This window comes from Streptomyces sp. SD15, assembly GCF_054462255.1.
Genome location: NZ_JBTLMO010000040.1, coordinates 38,106 through 52,981, shown reverse-complemented (window position 1 = coordinate 52,981; position 14,876 = coordinate 38,106). Strand labels below are relative to the sequence as shown.

The 14,876-nt window shown below is 70.6% G+C and carries 10 protein-coding genes; 5 read left to right on the top strand and 5 right to left on the bottom strand.

Annotated elements, in window-relative coordinates; translation table 11 throughout:
- The first annotated feature begins 108 nt into the window (after positions 1-108).
- Complete coding sequence (locus ACX28W_RS31760; RefSeq protein WP_459003320.1) at positions 109-681, top strand: adenylosuccinate lyase; 573 nt, start codon at positions 109-111, stop codon at positions 679-681.
- Between the two features lie 370 nt (positions 682-1,051).
- On the opposite strand, the gene ACX28W_RS31755 is transcribed toward ACX28W_RS31760, so the two are convergent.
- From ACX28W_RS31755 to ACX28W_RS31745, 3 genes are all read right to left on the bottom strand, one after another.
- On the bottom strand, positions 1,052-1,591 hold the full coding sequence (locus tag ACX28W_RS31755; RefSeq protein ID WP_459003350.1) for a GNAT family N-acetyltransferase: 540 nt from the start codon (positions 1,589-1,591) through the stop codon (positions 1,052-1,054).
- A 120-nt stretch (positions 1,592-1,711) separates the two neighbouring features.
- Positions 1,712-3,295, bottom strand: coding sequence for an alpha/beta hydrolase (locus ACX28W_RS31750; protein WP_459003319.1), 1,584 nt, complete (start codon positions 3,293-3,295; stop codon positions 1,712-1,714).
- 134 nt (positions 3,296-3,429) lie between these two features.
- Positions 3,430-4,476 carry an Rv2578c family radical SAM protein gene (locus ACX28W_RS31745; RefSeq protein ID WP_459003318.1) on the bottom strand — a complete coding sequence of 349 codons (1,047 nt, stop codon included), beginning with the start codon at positions 4,474-4,476 and terminating at the stop codon, positions 3,430-3,432.
- 159 nt (positions 4,477-4,635) lie between these two features.
- On the opposite strand from ACX28W_RS31745, the gene ACX28W_RS31740 reads away from it, so the two are divergent.
- The 4 genes from ACX28W_RS31740 to ACX28W_RS31725 all read left to right on the top strand — a co-directional run bounded on the left by ACX28W_RS31740 (position 4,636) and on the right by ACX28W_RS31725 (position 11,367).
- Positions 4,636-5,079, top strand: coding sequence for an SRPBCC family protein (locus tag ACX28W_RS31740; RefSeq protein WP_459003316.1), 444 nt, complete (start codon positions 4,636-4,638; stop codon positions 5,077-5,079).
- Positions 5,080-5,470: 391 nt separating this feature from the next.
- Complete coding sequence (locus ACX28W_RS31735) at positions 5,471-7,858, top strand: MFS transporter (RefSeq protein WP_459003314.1); 2,388 nt, start codon at positions 5,471-5,473, stop codon at positions 7,856-7,858.
- A gap of 147 nt (positions 7,859-8,005) precedes the next feature.
- A complete protein-coding gene (locus tag ACX28W_RS31730) occupies positions 8,006-10,495 on the top strand; it encodes a SpoIIE family protein phosphatase (RefSeq protein WP_459003312.1) in 2,490 nt (829 codons plus the stop codon).
- A 146-nt stretch (positions 10,496-10,641) separates the two neighbouring features.
- Positions 10,642-11,367: a class I SAM-dependent methyltransferase gene (locus tag ACX28W_RS31725; protein WP_459003311.1), complete on the top strand. Its 726-nt coding sequence runs from the start codon at positions 10,642-10,644 to the stop codon at positions 11,365-11,367.
- 139 nt (positions 11,368-11,506) lie between these two features.
- Here ACX28W_RS31725 and ACX28W_RS31720 read toward each other — a convergent pair whose 3' ends face one another.
- Both ACX28W_RS31720 and ACX28W_RS31715 read right to left on the bottom strand, forming a co-directional pair.
- Entirely contained in the window at positions 11,507-13,174 is a 1,668-nt protein-coding gene (locus ACX28W_RS31720) for a carboxylesterase/lipase family protein (protein ID WP_459003309.1), read from the bottom strand.
- A 62-nt stretch (positions 13,175-13,236) separates the two neighbouring features.
- Complete coding sequence (locus ACX28W_RS31715) at positions 13,237-14,826, bottom strand: carboxylesterase/lipase family protein (RefSeq protein ID WP_459003308.1); 1,590 nt, start codon at positions 14,824-14,826, stop codon at positions 13,237-13,239.
- Positions 14,827-14,876: the final 50 nt, after the last annotated feature.

Below are 14,876 nucleotides of genomic sequence, written 5' to 3'. Positions count from 1 at the left end.
GTGGGTAACTCGCTCGTCTGAGCTTAACCCGCGAGTAACGAGCGCGCCAGCCCCCGAGTTTGTGATGTAGGTCCCCGTGCTCCGGGAGGCGCCTCTAGGCTCGGTGTCATGGACGAGGAGTTGCGATCACTCACGGAGCGTCTACGAAACGAGGCGGGAGCCTCGGCGACGTACGACCGCCTCCTGGCGACCGAGGACCTCGACGTGGCGGCGGCCGCGCTGACCGAGCCCGGACAGCCGCTGTGGGCAAGGGAGTTGGTCGCCTTTCGGCTCGGAGTCGCCGGGGATGTACGGGCTTTCGAAGCGCTCGTCCTGCTCCTGAACCACCGTGACCCGCAGCGCTGCGCATCCGCCGCGTACGCACTCGCCCGGCTCGGCGATCCGCGCACGGCCCGCGCGGCGGCCGCGCTCGCCACCAACGAACTGCGCGTCGCCTACGCGCTCCATCCGGTACGGCTCCTGGTCGAGCTGCGCGCTCCCGAAGCCGTACCCGCGCTGATCACCACGCTGCGACGCAGGCTGCGCCCGCAGGATCCGTACCGCAGAGTCGCGCTCGCCTGTGTGGAGGGGCTGGGCGCGATGGCTGACATGCGGGCGAGACCCGTCCTGAACGAGGCGCTCGCGCATCCGGCGCTCGCCGAGGCGGCGGTGCGGGCGCTGGCGCGGCTGCCCAAGGAGTGACGTCGCCGTCCCGGTGAGCGGGGGTGGGCCCGCCGGGTGAGCCGCCTTCGGCAACCGGGCGCCTCGATGCCGTCTCTCACCCGGCAGACGAATCCCTGGGGCCCCGCCTCAAGCCCCCGCTTCGGCCTGGACGGCCTCGTCCTCGAACGCCGAACGGACCGGTTGTCCCCGGCCGGGGCTGAAGTTGTGCCCGTCAGGACCGCGGCGGGCGGCCGACGGGTCGCCTCCCGCAGCGCCTCGTCGACCGGGCTCACCGCCTCGTCGCACTGCAGACGGCCGGACCTGCTCCGGGCGGGGCGCGGCGGGGTGCTTCGAGCGTAGTCCGTGGTGTCCGGAAGGGAGCGGTCGGAACCGGAAAGATGTTCCCCTGCTACCGGCGCGTCCCGGAGTTGGTGAGCGCGCGGACGTACCGCACCTCGGGCACCGCGACACCGTCCACGGCGAACGGCTCCTCCGCGCCGTCGGGGCCGAACCCGGCCTGCTCGTAGAACCGCCGTGCCCCCGCGTTCTCCCTGAGCACCCACAGCAGCATCCGCTCGTGCCCGGCGTCGCCGCAGCGGCCGACCGACTCCCGCAGCAGCGCGCGCCCCACCCCGTCCCCCACCCGGTCGGGATGGACGTAGATGGCGTACAACTCGGCGTCCTCGGTGTGGACTTCGCCGTCGCGGTACGGGCCGTGACAGGCCCAGCCGACCACTTCGCCGGCCCGCTCCGCGACCAGGTTCACGACCGCGCCACGGGGCGTGAACAGCATGCGCCGCCGGGCCGCGTCCTGCTCCACGCTGAGCGCGTCGAGGTAGGGCTGGGGTATCAGCCCCTGGTACGCGGTCTGCCAGCCGCGGATGCGGATCTCGGCCACGCGGTCGCAGTCGGCGAGGGTCATTTCACGGATGCGGGTGCGGTCGTCCATGACAGCGCCTGGGTGAACGCGGTCGGGCCCGTCGGGGAGGGGAACGCGGGTCGGCTCACTCATGCGTCCATGGTGGACCATGGGTCCGACAACGCCCCCGACGGGCCGCCGTGGACGTGCTCAGCCGTGGAAGCCGAGCAGCTCGTGCAGCGTCGAACCTTGCGACGTGGGGGACGCCGCCCTCGTGCTCAGCGGCTTGGGGTCGGGCAGCTTCTTGCATACCGCGTCGACCTCACCACCGCCGCGCGGCACCTTGCCGTCGGCCAGATACGCCTCCAGATGCTTGTCCAGGCAGGTGTTTCCGCTCAATGTGATGCCGTGGTTCCCGCCGCCCTGCTCGACCACCAGGCTGGAGCCGCGCAGTTCGCGGTGAACCGTCACGCCACCCTCGTAGGGAGTGGCCGCGTCGTTCGTGGCCTGGAAGAGCAGGCTGGGCGGCAGGGCGTCGTTGGAGACGTCCACCGGCCGCACCGAATCCGTCGGCCAGAACGCGCACGGCGCGTTGTACCAGGCGTTGCTCCAGGCCATGAACGGCGCCTTGTCGTGCACCGCCCAGGTGTCCTTGCGCCACTGGTTCCAGTCGCGCGGCCAGGACGCGTCACGACACTGCACCGCGGCGTAGACGCTGTAGCCGTTGTCGCCCGCGGCGTCGATGGCGCCGAAGGTGCCGTAGGCCTCGACGAGCGGCTCCTCCTTCTTGTTGTTCGCATAGGCCGCGAACGCCTCGGCGAGGGTGGGCCAGTAGCCGTTGTAGTAGCCGCCCGGGAGGAAGGTGTCCTCCAGCTCGGAGGCGCCCACCTTCTTCTGTGCGGGTTTCTTGGCCAGCGCCGTCCGCATCGCGTACCACTTGGCCTCGACCTCGGCCGGGTCCTTGCCGAGCTTGTAGGTCGCGTCGTGCTGGGCGACCCACGCCATGAAGGCCAGGTGGCGGTCGTTGAAGGCGTAGTTCTGGCCGAGGTTGTCGTCGTACCACACACCGTCGGGGTCGACGACGGAGTCGAGCACCAGGCGCCGTACCCGCTCCGGGTAGAGCTTTCCGTACACGGCGCCCAGGTAGGTGCCGTACGAGTACCCGAAGTAGTTGATCTTCTGGGCGCCGAGAGCGCTTCGGATCGAGTCGAGGTCGTGGACCGCGCTCACCGTGTCGATGTACGGCAACAGGTTCGCGTACTTCTTGCCGCAGGCCTTGGCGAAGGACTCGGCGCGGTCGAGGTTGGCCTTCTCCATGGCCGGTGTGCTGGGCACGGAGTCCACGCGCACCGGGCCGAAGTGCTTGGGCTTGCAGTCCAGGGCGGGCTTGCTCGCGCCGACACCGCGCGGGTCGAAGCCGATGACGTCGTACTGCGCCGCGACCTTCTTCGGCAGCGAGGACGCGACGAATCCGGCCATCTTGAGCCCGCTGCCGCCGGGACCGCCCGGGTTCACCAACAGCGGCCCCTGGTACGTCTCCGCGGTGTGCGGGACGCGCGACAGGGCGAGTGTGATGCGCTCGCTGAGCGGGTCGGAGTGGTCGAGTGGCACCTTCAGGGACGCGCATTGGAGCGTCGGGTAGTTGCTGGTGCCGCACTTCTTCCAGCTGAGCTTCGCGGTCTGGGTGGTGCGCGGTGCGGTCGCGGAGCCGGCGCTCGCGTCGGCGGGGATCGACGTGATCATCCCGGCCACCACGGCGGCAGCCCCGCACAGAGCAGCTGCGCGTTTCGTCATAAGGCCTCCCAGGACGGAGGATTCTGAGCCGTGCAGGCCACGGCCTTCGCGGCATCGTCCCGGAATGGAGGCCCGGAATAACTCGTTGTGGAAAGACTTGACCCGATTGGGTCGTGGGATGCGCTCGGATGCCGTCAGAGCAGCGTGAGCTGGGTCGGCTCGGCAGCGGTCGGCTCCGGCGCGGCGGGCTCGGGGGCGGTGATCCTGCGGGGCATCCCCGCGCGCGTGGGGCCGATGCCGTACTCCTGAGCCAGCTCGTGGACCTGACGGGTGATCCGGCGCTGGTACCACTTCGGGGCGTACGCGCCCTCCGCGTACAACCGCTCGTAACGGCGCACGAGATACGGGTGGTGGCGCTCCAGCCAGGCCATGAACCACTCGCGGGCGCCGGGCCGCAGATGCAGCACCAGCGGGGTCACGGAGGTGGCCCCCGAGGCCGCGATCGCGCTGACGGTGGCGCGCAGTTGCGACGGGTGATCACCCAGGAAGGGGATCACGGGGGCCATCAGGACCCCGCAGTCGATGCCGTGGTCCGTCAGGGTGCGTACGACGTCCAGGCGGCGTTCCGGGGCCGGTGTGCCCGGCTCGACGGTGCGCCACAGCTCGAGGTCGGTGAAGCCCACGGAGACGGAGATCCCGACGTCGGTGACCTGGGAGGCCTGCTCGAGGAGGTCGAGGTCGCGCAGGATCAGCGTGCCCTTCGTCAGGATCGAGAAGGGGTTCGCGTGGTCGCGCAGGGCCGCGATGATGCCGGGCATCAACCGGTAGCGGCCCTCGGCCCGCTGATAACAGTCGACGTTGGTGCCCATCGCGATGTGCTCGCCGTGCCAGCGGCGCGAGCCGAGCTGTCGGCGCAACAGGTCCGGGGCGTTGACCTTCACCACGATCTGGGAGTCGAAGTCGATTCCCGTGTCGAGGTCCAGATAGCTGTGCGTCTTGCGTGCGAAGCAGTACACGCACGCGTGCGTGCAGCCCCGATAGGGGTTCACGGTCCACTCGAAGGGCATGCGTGAAGCCCCCGGCACCCGGTTCACGATCGAGCGGGCCCGGATCTCGTGGAACGTGATGCCACGGAACTCCGGGGTGTCGAAGGTACGGGTGGTCACCGCGTCCGCGCCGAACAGCGCGGCGTCCCGGGCGCGGGCCCCGGCGGGGTCCACTGTGAGGTTCTCCCAGCGCATGACGTCTCCTCGGTAGCACGGACCATAGAATAGAACACATGTTCCCTTGATCGTGCGACCCTGTATTTCGCGCCCCTTCGGGACCCCGATTTGGGCGGCGGGCCGCGTGGTGGTTGGCTTTCCGTGAACCCCGAGAAATCAAGTGCTGGAGGAAGTGCCATGGCGCAGGTCGAGGCGACGACGGAGCGGGTCATCGCGGCGGACGCGGAGGCGGTGTTCGACGCCCTGGCCGACTACAGCGGCACGCGCGCGAAGCTGCTGCCCGAGCACTTCAGCGAGTACGAGGTGCGCGAGGGCGGCGACGGCGAGGGCACCCTCGTCCACTGGAAGCTCCAGGCCACCAGCAAGCGCGTCCGGGACTGCCTGCTCGAGGTGAGCGAGCCCACCGACGGCGAGCTCGTCGAGAAGGACCGCAACTCCTCCATGGTCACCACCTGGCGGGTCACCCCGGCCGGCGAGGGCAAGTCGCGCGTCGTCGTCAGCAGCGTCTGGAACGGCGCGGGCGGCATCGGCGGGTTCTTCGAGAAGACCTTCGCGCCCAAGGGCCTTGGCCGGATCTACGACCTGGTGCTCGACAAGCTCGCCACCGAGACGCAGAAGTAGCCCAACGGGCGCCTTGGGGCCTGTCCGGCGGATCATGCCGCAGACGGGGGGCCTGGTACGCCCGCCCCCAAGCTCTCGGCTTCGCTCGAGCGGGGGGACCCCCATCGCGTCGACGCCCTCCTCCGCCTTGCAGTTGGACGCACCAGGCCCCGCTCACCGGCGCTGATCAGGCTCCGTTGCTTTCCTGCGACCTGTTCCGCCGGACAGGCCCTGGTCGAACTCCTGGCCCAAGAGGCAACTCTCCAGGGCGTGTTGTCACCCTCACCGTTTCGAGTGGATCTCCTCGCGGCGCGGCGTTACGCCGTAACTCGTCGCGCTTGCTCGCAGTTGTCGCGATAAGCGGGAATTGTGCAGCGGGCGCGACGAAGTGAGCGCGACGAGGGGAGCGGTAGTGGGCGGGATCACTCTGGTGCAGGACGAACCGGCTGCCGCGCCCCCGCAGTACTCCGCTCCGGCGGCGGCCGAGTCCGCCCGACTGAGCCCGCGACAGGTGCGGTTGGTCTTCTTCGGGCTCATGCTCGCGCTGCTGCTCGCCGCCCTGGAGCAGATGATCGTGGCCACCGCGCTCCCGAAGATCGTCGGTGAGCTCCACGGCCTGGACAAGATGTCCTGGGCGATCACCGCCTATTTGCTCACGTCCACCATCGGGCTCCCGGTCTACGGCAAGCTCGGCGACCTCTTCGGCCGCAAGGGCGTCTTCCAGTTCGCGATCGTCGTCTTCGTGATCGGCTCGGTGCTCGCCGGCCGCTCGCGCACGATGGACCAGCTGATCGCCTTCCGCGCGCTCCAGGGCGTCGGCGCGGGCGGCCTCATGATCGGTGTGCAGGCGATCATCGCGGACATCGTGCCGCCGCGCGAACGCGGCCGCTTCATGGGCCTGATCGGCGCCGCGTTCGGCCTCGCCTCGGTCGCGGGCCCCCTCCTGGGCGGCTACTTCACCGACCACCTCTCCTGGAGGTGGTGCTTCTACATCAACGTGCCCTTCGGTCTGCTCACCCTGGCCGTCGTCACCGTCGTACTGAAGCTGCCCAAGCCCCCCGCCAGGGGCCGCGTCGACGTGCTCGGTGTGCTGCTGCTCGCCGCCGCCTCGACCTGCCTGGTCCTGCTGACCAGTTGGGGCGGCACCGAGTACGCGTGGGACTCGCGGGTGATCCTGGGACTCGGCGCGGGCGCGCTCGCCGCGACCGTCCTCTTCTTCGTCGTGGAACACTTCGCCGTCGAACCCCTCATCCCCTTGCGGCTGTTCAGGGACGGCGTCTTCAACATCACCGGCCTGGTGGGCCTGGTGATCGGAATCGCCCTCTTCGGCGCCGCCAGCTATCTGCCGACCTTCCTCCAGATGGTCGACGGTGCCAGCGCCACCGAGTCCGGACTGCTGATGCTCCCGATGATGGGCGGCATCGTCGGAGCCTCGGTCGTCTGCGGGCAGCTCATCACTCGCACCGGCCGCTACAAGGTCTACCCGGTCCTCGGCAGCGCCCTCTCGGCCGTCGGCATGTGGCTGCTCTCCCGTCTCGAAGTCGACACGCCCCGGCTGCACTACAGCATCTGGATGGCCGTCCTCGGCACCGGTATCGGCATGGTGATGCCGGTCCTGATCCTCGCCGTGCAGAACTCGGTACGCCCGGCCGACCTCGGCGCCGCGACCAGCGCCAACAACTACTTCCGGCAGATCGGCGGCAGCGTCGGCGCCGCGATCTTCGGCACCCTGTTCGCCCACCGGCTCTCGGAGGAGCTCGCCGATCGCCTGCCGGCGCAGGCGGGCACCGGTCTTCCGGACCCCGAGGCCCTCACCCCGCAGCTCGTCCACGCGCTCCCGGCCGCCCTGCGCGACGACTACATCGGGGCCTACGCGGACGCCATGCCGAGAATCTTCCTCTACCTCGTGCCGGTGCTCGTCCTGGGCCTGTTCATCGCCTTCTTCCTCAAGGAGAAACCTCTGGTGTCCCACAACGCCCCCACCGCCGAAGCCGAGTCCGCACACCTCACGCAGATCCCCCAGGCCCGCGTGTCGTACGCCGCCGGGATCCCCGTCTGTGGCACCGTCCAACACTCCGACGGGACCGTCGTGCCGCGCGCCGCGCTCACCCTCATCGACGTGGCCGGACAGCAGATCGGGCGGGGCGCCAGCGGCGAGGACGGGCGGTACGCGCTGTCCACGCCCGGCTCGGGCTCGTACGTCCTCATCGCCGCGGCCGGTGGCCACCAGCCGCAGGCCGTCTCGGTGACGGTCGGCGAGCGTCCCGTGGAGCTGGACGTCGTCCTCGGCGGTGCGGGACGCCTCGCCGGGAGCGTGCTGACCGCGGACGGCACCCCCGTGCGTGACGCCAGCGTCACGCTCACCAACGTGCACGGGGAGGTGGTGGCCACCACCCGCAGCGGCCGCGAAGGGGGCTATGCCATCACGGAGCTGGTGGCGGGCGAGTACACCCTCGCCGCCAGCGCGCCCGCGTTCCGTCCGGCCGCGCTGCCCGTCAGCGTGCAGGCCGCCCGCGAGACCCGCCAGGACGTCGAACTCGCGGGTGGCGCCGTGCTGCGCGGCACCGTCCGGGCCGGTGGCGGACGGCCCGTCGAGGACGCCCGCGTGACGCTCCTGGACGCGGCCGGCAACGTGGTGGACACGCTCACCACCGGCGCCGACGGAACGTTCCGGTTCATCGACCTGTCCTCCGGCGAGTACACCGTCATCGCGGCCGGCTATCCGCCGGTGGCCACCGTGCTGCAAGTGGCCGGTGGTGGCCGTACGGAGCGGGATCTGCAACTCGGTCACGAGGACTGATCCCGTCCACGGAAAGAGCCGGGTGCGCCGGAGCCGCCCCCTGGAGAGGTCAATTACCGTATTGCCACACATGGCGACAGGCCGCCGCCGTACGGTAGTGGAGGCGGCATAGATCTTGCGGAGCCGTGGGGAGAAAGGGCCTGGGCCATGGACCGTGGCACCGAAGTGGGCGCACCTCTCAGCCGCGGAGCTGGGAACGGCGCGGCGGAGCACGCCGACGCCGGTCGCATCCCGCTGGCCGTGGTGGTCGTGGGCCATGACGGCCTCGTGTCGCACTGGAGCACCGGAGCCCGGCGCCTGTTCGGCGCCCCCAAGGAGGACGCGGTGGGCCGCCCCGCCGTCGACCTGCTCCCCGTCTCCGGCGCACTCCCCGAGGAAGACGAGTCGGCGCCCTACGGGGCGTACGCGGCGTACGACGGACTCGGCCCCGACCTGGAGTCCTCCCTCGACGGGCGGCTCTCCTACCCGGCCGCCGGGCGCGCCCGGCTCACCGTGCCCGACCGGGACCGGAACCGCGTCGACGTACTGTGGTGGGCGTACCCGCTGATCGGCCCCGGCCAGGAGCGGCTGCTGGTGCTCGCCGCCGACGCGGGCGCACTGCGCCACGAGGACGACGAGGTGGCCGTCGAGCGCATCGCGCCCGCCTTCGCGCTGCACACCGACTTCCCCGGCGCCGAGGAACTGGCCCGCAGACTGCCCGAGATCCTGCCCAGTATGAGCGTGGGCGAGGGCGCCCGCATCGTCGCGCAGGTCCTCGAACTGGGCTATCCCGTCCTGGAGTTCAGCCAGAACGACCGGGTGCCGGTCACCCCCGACTGGGGTGTGCCCCGACGGGGCGAGCGCAAGGCGCGCCGCGAGCTGGCGGCCCGGGCGGCCGCGTCCGGCGAGCCGCTGCCGCGGGACTTCCAGGACGTGGTGGACGAGGGCGAGGACCTCGAGTACGTCGCCGTGCGCGAACACCTGGAGTTCCTCAACGAGGTCAGCGGGCGCATCGGCACCTCCCTCGACCTGTCGCAGACGATCATCGAGGTCAGCCGGGCCGTGGTGCCGCGCTTCACCGATGTCGCGGGCACCTATCTGCGCGAACAGGTCGTCGCCGGCGAGGGCTTCCCCGACGGTGTGCCCGACACGACCACCATGTGGCATCGCGTCGCCATCGAGCACACGGACGAGCCCGGCCGCTGGGACGACGTCGTGCCGGTCGGCGAGGCCATGCCGTTCCCCGCGCACACGCCGTTCTTCCAGTGCATGACCACCGGCGAGCCCGTCCTCGTGCCGCGCATCAGCGAGCAGATGGGGCACATGATCGCCGCGCAGTTCGAGAAGCGCGACATCCGGCCGCTCATCACCCACCGCTCCATGCTGGTCGTACCCCTCAAGGCCCGCAATGTGGTCCTCGGCTTCATGATCCTGCTGCGCCACCCGAAGCGCGTCGAGTTCAACGACATGGACCGGGTCACCGGCGCCGAACTCGCCGCCCGCGCGGGCCTCGTGCTCGACAACGCGCGCATGTACACCTACCAGGAGAGCGTCGCCGAGACCCTCCAGGACAGCATGCTGCCGCACATCGCGCCCCGCATGGCCGGCTGCGACATCGCGACCCGCTATCTGCCCGGCACACTCCTCGGCCGCGTCGGTGGCGACTGGTTCGACTCGGTGAAACTGCCCGGCTCCCGAACCGCCTTCGTCGTCGGCGACGTCATGGGCCACGGCCTCAACTCGGCAGCGATGATGGGCCAGTTACGCACCGCCGTCCAGACCATGGCCGCGCTCGACCTGCCGCCCGCCCAACTGCTGCGCAACCTCGACGACCTGGCCCAGCGACTCGGCGAGCACTACCTCGCGACCTGCCTGTACGCGGTCTACGACCCCATCGTCGGCGAGCTGCACATCGCCAACGCCGGCCACATCCCGCCCGTCCTGGTCCGCGCCGAGGACGGCCACAGCGAACTGCTCGACCTGCCGACCGGCGCGCCCATCGGGGTCGGCGGAGTGCCCTTCGAGGCGATACGCGTGCGCGTGGCCCCCGGCGACCGGCTGGTGATGTGCACCGACGGCCTGGTCGAGGTGCGCGGCGAGGACATCGGCGTCGGCCTCGCCACACTCTGCGAGTCCGCCGCCCACCCGGCCGCGTCCATGGACGACGCCTGCGACACCATCATCCGCGCCCTCAACACCCGCGGCGGCCGCAAGGACGACGTGGCCCTGCTGATGGCGCGGCTCAACGGCATCGAGCCCGAGGACGTCGCCGAGTGGCGGCTCGCGCTCGACCCGATCGAGGTCGGCCGGGCCCGTGCCGTGGTCCGCGAACAGCTCCACGAATGGGGCCTCGGCAAGCTCGCCGACCCCGCCGAGCTGATGGCCGCCGAGCTGGTGACGAACGCCGTACGGCATGCGCACAGCCGTCAGGTCGAGCTGCGGCTCGTGCGCGGCGACACCTTGCTGTGCGAGGTGGCCGACGACGACCACACGCTGCCCACGCTGCTCAGCGCAGGCCCGGACGACGAGTACGGACGCGGTCTGCGCGTGGTCAGCACGCTGGCCCGGGAGTGGGGCACGAGCCGTACGAGCGCGGGGAAAACCGTCTGGTTCGAGCTGACGCTCCCGCCGCGGCGCCGTCGATCCGCCGGGGAGTGAGGTGCGCACGGGGCGCCCACCGGCGTACCCATGTCGAATGAGCCGTGAAGGAATGCGCCAGGCGCTTGTGACGGTGACCGGGGCGCGATAGACCGATCTCGGCCGTCGCCTCCGACGGGTCGGCGTCACATCCTGGGGAGTTGTGCATGAGCGTGACGAGTCGTTACAGGGAGGCCTGGGAGGGCTTCTGGCGCGAGGCCTCCGACGAGAAGGGGGCGGTGTTCTGGGATGCGGAGCCCGTGCTGACCGCCGGCGTCCATCTCGCCCTCTTCGAACCGCGCCTCGTGGACTTCGAGCTTCCCCTGGTGGACCTGGGCTGCGGCAACGGCACTCAGACACGGTTCCTTGCCGAGCGGTTCACCCGGGTCATCGGCGCCGACATCTCGTCGGCCGCGCTGGAACACGCCCGTCGGGCGGATCCGGAGGGCACGGCCGGCTACCGGGCGCTCGACTTCGCGGAGAAGAGCGAGGTCGAGGCGCTGCACGGGGAAATCGGTGACGCCAACGTGTACATGCGGGGTGTGCTCCACCAGTGCGAGGCCGACGACCGGCAGGCCCTCGTCGACGGCATCGCGACTCTCGTCGGGGAGCGCGGCCGCGCCTTCCTGGTCGAGCTGTCCGAAGACGCGCGCCCCGTTCTGATGGGCCTCGCGCAGAGCCCCGAGGGACCACCGCCCAAACTCCGGCCGGTCCTGGAGCACGGGATCGTCCCGGGCGAGGTGGCGGACGCCGCGGTGCCGGTGTACCTGGGCGCGGCGGGTCTGACCGTGCTCGCGAGCGGTGAACTCCCGCTGGTCACCACGGAGTACACATCGGCCGGGACACGGCTGGAGCTGCCGTCGAAGTGGCAGGTGGTGGGACGCACGGCTTGACGCAGGCGGCTTGGGTGGCGCCCGCGGGCACCACCCAAGCCGGTGACGGCGTCAGGGGGTGAGGGGCGTCTCGGTGTTCGCGCCTTTGTCCGGCGCTCCCGGCTGCCAGGAGCACGGGAGCGCCGGCGTGCGCGGGCCGTCAGGACGAGAGGCTCTGCCAGAAGTCGAGGTGGTGCTCCTCGTCGAACTGGGTGGAGACCTTGGAGCAGGCGGCCGGGGAGGCGCCGCTCGCCGGGGAGGTGTCGCAGGCGGAGAGCGACATCAGGGCCCCGGTCCTGGTGCTGTACTTCGGCCAGGCCGGGGTGCGGGCGCCGTTCGGGTCGCCGTTCGCGGCGAAGCGGCCCCAGTAGCGGATCATCTGCTCGGACAGTTCCAGCTGGTCGTCGTCGTACGGCATGGTCTGACCGAGGTATTCCCAGAGGTAGCCGAGGTCGTCGACATGAATGGCGCCGCCGAACGGGAAGTTCCGCGCGGTCTCGCTCTGCTGCTGGATCCGGAAGATGGAGGTGAAGTGCGGTGTGTCGCTCTCGGCGAACTCGTAGGCGTAGGCGGGCGTCCAGCGCGCCAGGGTGCCCATCAGCTGCTGGCGGGTGTACGAGGTGGAGCCGTTCTGGGCGGCGGTCCAGGCCTCGCCGGGCGTCTTGTAGGCGCTGAGCGGGTATGCGGCGAGGACCTTGTCGGCGTTCGCGCCGTAGGCCGCGCGGACCTCCGTCTCGTACTGGGCGGCGGTCATCGGCTTGCCGAGGTAGTCGTAGTTCTGGAACGTGGACAGGCCGCGTTCGCTGTTGGTCTGGCCGAGCATGACCGGGACGCGGTTGAACTTCCCGGTCTGTACGGCGACTCCCGGGTCGGTCGGGAAGGCGGTGCCGCCGAGGGAGGGCCGTACGGCTGCCTTCTGCTGGGCGGCGACGATCGCCGCGGCGGACTTGGCGCGCAGGCAGGCGAGCACGTCGGAGGCGGTGGAGCAGCCGATCTCCTTGACGAAGGCCTGGCTCTGCGTCTCACCGGCCGCCGCGGACTGCATGCCGCAACTGCCGCTCATGATGCCCGCGCGGGCGAACAGGCCCTTGGCGGTGGGCGAGGCGAGCTGGGCGCAGACGGAGCTCGCGCCGGCGGACTGGCCGGCGATGGTGACGTTCTTCGGGTTGCCGCCGAAGTGGGTGATGTTGGACTGCACCCAGCGCAGGGCCGCCTGCTGGTCCAGCAGCCCGTAGTTTCCGGCGCCGTTCGCGCTCTCCTTGCGCAGCTCGGGCAGGTTGAGGAAGCCGAGCGGGCCGAGCCGGTAGTTGACGGTGACGACGACCGAGCCCGTCTGCTCCACGAACTTGCGCGGGTCGGTGTCCTGCCCGGCGCCACCGAAGTAGCCGCCGCCGTGGATCCAGACGAGGACCGGGAGGCGCCCCTTCGTGCCCTCCGGCACATAGACGTTGAGGGAGAGACAGTCCTCGGTGGTGGTCGGCTTCTCGTAGCCCGGGTCCCAGCCGGAGGGCTGGGCGCAGCGGTCGCTGAACCCGGTGGCGTCGCGTACGCCCTTCCAGTCGGCGGCCGGCTGCGGGGCGGTCCAGCGTTGAGCGCCGGTGGGCGAGGCGGCGTACGGGATGCCGAGCCACTCGTCGTACCCGGTCTGGCTGCTGCCCTTGACCTTGCCGTCCGTGGTCTGCACCACGGTCGAGGTGGGGCGTTCGCTGCCTTGCGCCGACGCGCCGGTCGACGACAGTGGGGTCATGAGGCCCAGACCGAGCAGGCCTGCGATGGCCAGGGCCGTGCCGATTCTTCCGCCTTTTCCGTGGATTCTTCCGCGGCTCATCGATCCCTGCTTCCTGTTGAGGGTGAGGGGATGGGACGTACGGGGGGGTTTCCGGGCCGGCGTCAGCCGAGCCAGAAGTCGCAGTGGTGGTCCGCCGTGTAGGTGGTGATCGCCTGGCTCGCTCCGGCGGTGCGCAGCTGCATCACCCTCTGAGCGGTGGCGTCGTGGAGCGGCCATGAAGGGGCGCCCTTGACGTTCGGGTCGCCGCTGTGGGCGAAGGCGCCCCAGTAGCGCATCATCTGGTCCGAGAGCCGCTTCTGCTGCGCGGTGAGGGGCTTCTCGCCGAGGGTGAAGTCGAAGAGGTAGGCGAGTTCGGCGCTGTGCCCGTTGGACATGTCCTCGCCGGGGATGCGGAACCCGTACAGCGTCGGTGAGGTCGGGTCGTTGAACTCATAGCGGTAGACCGGGGTGTGGGCCTTGGCCGCCACGGTCTGGGCCGTCTGGGCGTTGGGGCAGGCGCGTTGCGCGTCGGTCTGGACCTGGGTGATGGCGTCGTAGGGGCTCTTGAAGCTGCCCAGGGGGTACAACTCCAGGACGCGGTCGGCCCGTTCGCCGTATGTCTCGCGGACCAGGTCCTCGTAGCCCTGGGCGGTGATCCCGGCGAGCGCGGTCGAGGTGAGGCGGTTCTCGGATCGGGTGTTGCCGGTGAGCAGTGGTACGGCGTTCCAAGTGCCGTCGTCGAAGGCGGTCGTGAAGGACTTCGGGAGGAGCGCGCCGCCCACCTTGGAGGAGCCGAGGTAGTTGGCCTGGTTGGCGACGAGCGTCCCGGGCCACGCCTTGCGCAGGCAGTTCACCACGTTGCCTGCGTCCGTACAGCCCACGGACTGAGCGAACTTGACACCGCTCTGCTCACCGGCCGCCAGTGTCGTCCGGGTGCTCGTGCAGACCGAGCTTTGCACGATCGCCTTGTCGAACAGACCGCGCGCGGCGGGCATGGCCATCAGGTCGCAGACGGCGCTGCCGCCCGCGGACTGGCCGTAGACGGTCACGTTCCCCGGATCGCCGCCGAAGCGCGCGATGTTGTCGCGGACCCACTTCAGCGACACCAGTTGGTCCATGCGCCCGTAGGTGCCGGACCCGCCCGGGTTGACCGCGCTGAGGGCCGGGTGGGCGAGGAAACCGAGCGCGCCCAGGCGGTAGTTGACCGAGATGACGACGGTGCCGGTCTTCGCGGCCATGGTGCTGCCGCCGTAGATGACACCGGTGCCCTGGGTGTGGCCGCCGCCGTGGAACCACACCATGACGGGCAGCTTGGTGTTCTTGGAGACCTGGGACGGACGGTATACGTCCAGGTAGAGGCAGTCCTCGCTGACGGTCTGCTCCTCCCGGATGCCCGTGGGTTCGAACTGGATACAGGCGGGCGACTGCCGGTCCGCCTGGCGTACGCCGGTCCAGGGAGCAGGCGCGGCAGGAGGCGCGAACCGCAGCTCGCGCAGGGGCGGTGCCGCGTAGGGAAGGCCGAGGAACTGCTCGGCCCGGGCGGTCGTGACGCCCCGGACGAGACCGCTGTCGGTCCGGACGACCGGGGTCGAGCCGCCCCGGTCCGCCGCGTTGTTCGCGTTGTCGGCGGAATCAGTGGCGACGGTCGAGGCCACGAGGGCCATGGCGGGTACGACGAGGGCCGCCGTCCATGCGGCCAAGCGCTGTTTCATGGCAGGTCTGATCACGCGCGCCTCCGAGGAGAGGATCACGCCGGGAGACC

Bases quoted from the DNA above. Each gene is read 5' to 3' on its own strand.
- ACX28W_RS31760 (WP_459003320.1), top strand. From the start codon at position 109: ATGGACGAGGAGTTGCGATCACTCACGGAGCGTCTACGAAACGAGGCG.
- ACX28W_RS31755 (WP_459003350.1), bottom strand. From the start codon at position 1,591: ATGGACGACCGCACCCGCATCCGTGAAATGACCCTCGCCGACTGCGAC.
- ACX28W_RS31750 (WP_459003319.1), bottom strand. From the start codon at position 3,295: ATGACGAAACGCGCAGCTGCTCTGTGCGGGGCTGCCGCCGTGGTGGCC.
- ACX28W_RS31745 (WP_459003318.1), bottom strand. From the start codon at position 4,476: ATGCGCTGGGAGAACCTCACAGTGGACCCCGCCGGGGCCCGCGCCCGG.
- ACX28W_RS31740 (WP_459003316.1), top strand. From the start codon at position 4,636: ATGGCGCAGGTCGAGGCGACGACGGAGCGGGTCATCGCGGCGGACGCG.
- ACX28W_RS31730 (WP_459003312.1), top strand. From the start codon at position 8,006: ATGGACCGTGGCACCGAAGTGGGCGCACCTCTCAGCCGCGGAGCTGGG.
- ACX28W_RS31725 (WP_459003311.1), top strand. From the start codon at position 10,642: ATGAGCGTGACGAGTCGTTACAGGGAGGCCTGGGAGGGCTTCTGGCGC.
- ACX28W_RS31720 (WP_459003309.1), bottom strand. From the start codon at position 13,174: ATGAGCCGCGGAAGAATCCACGGAAAAGGCGGAAGAATCGGCACGGCC.
- ACX28W_RS31715 (WP_459003308.1), bottom strand. From the start codon at position 14,826: ATGAAACAGCGCTTGGCCGCATGGACGGCGGCCCTCGTCGTACCCGCC.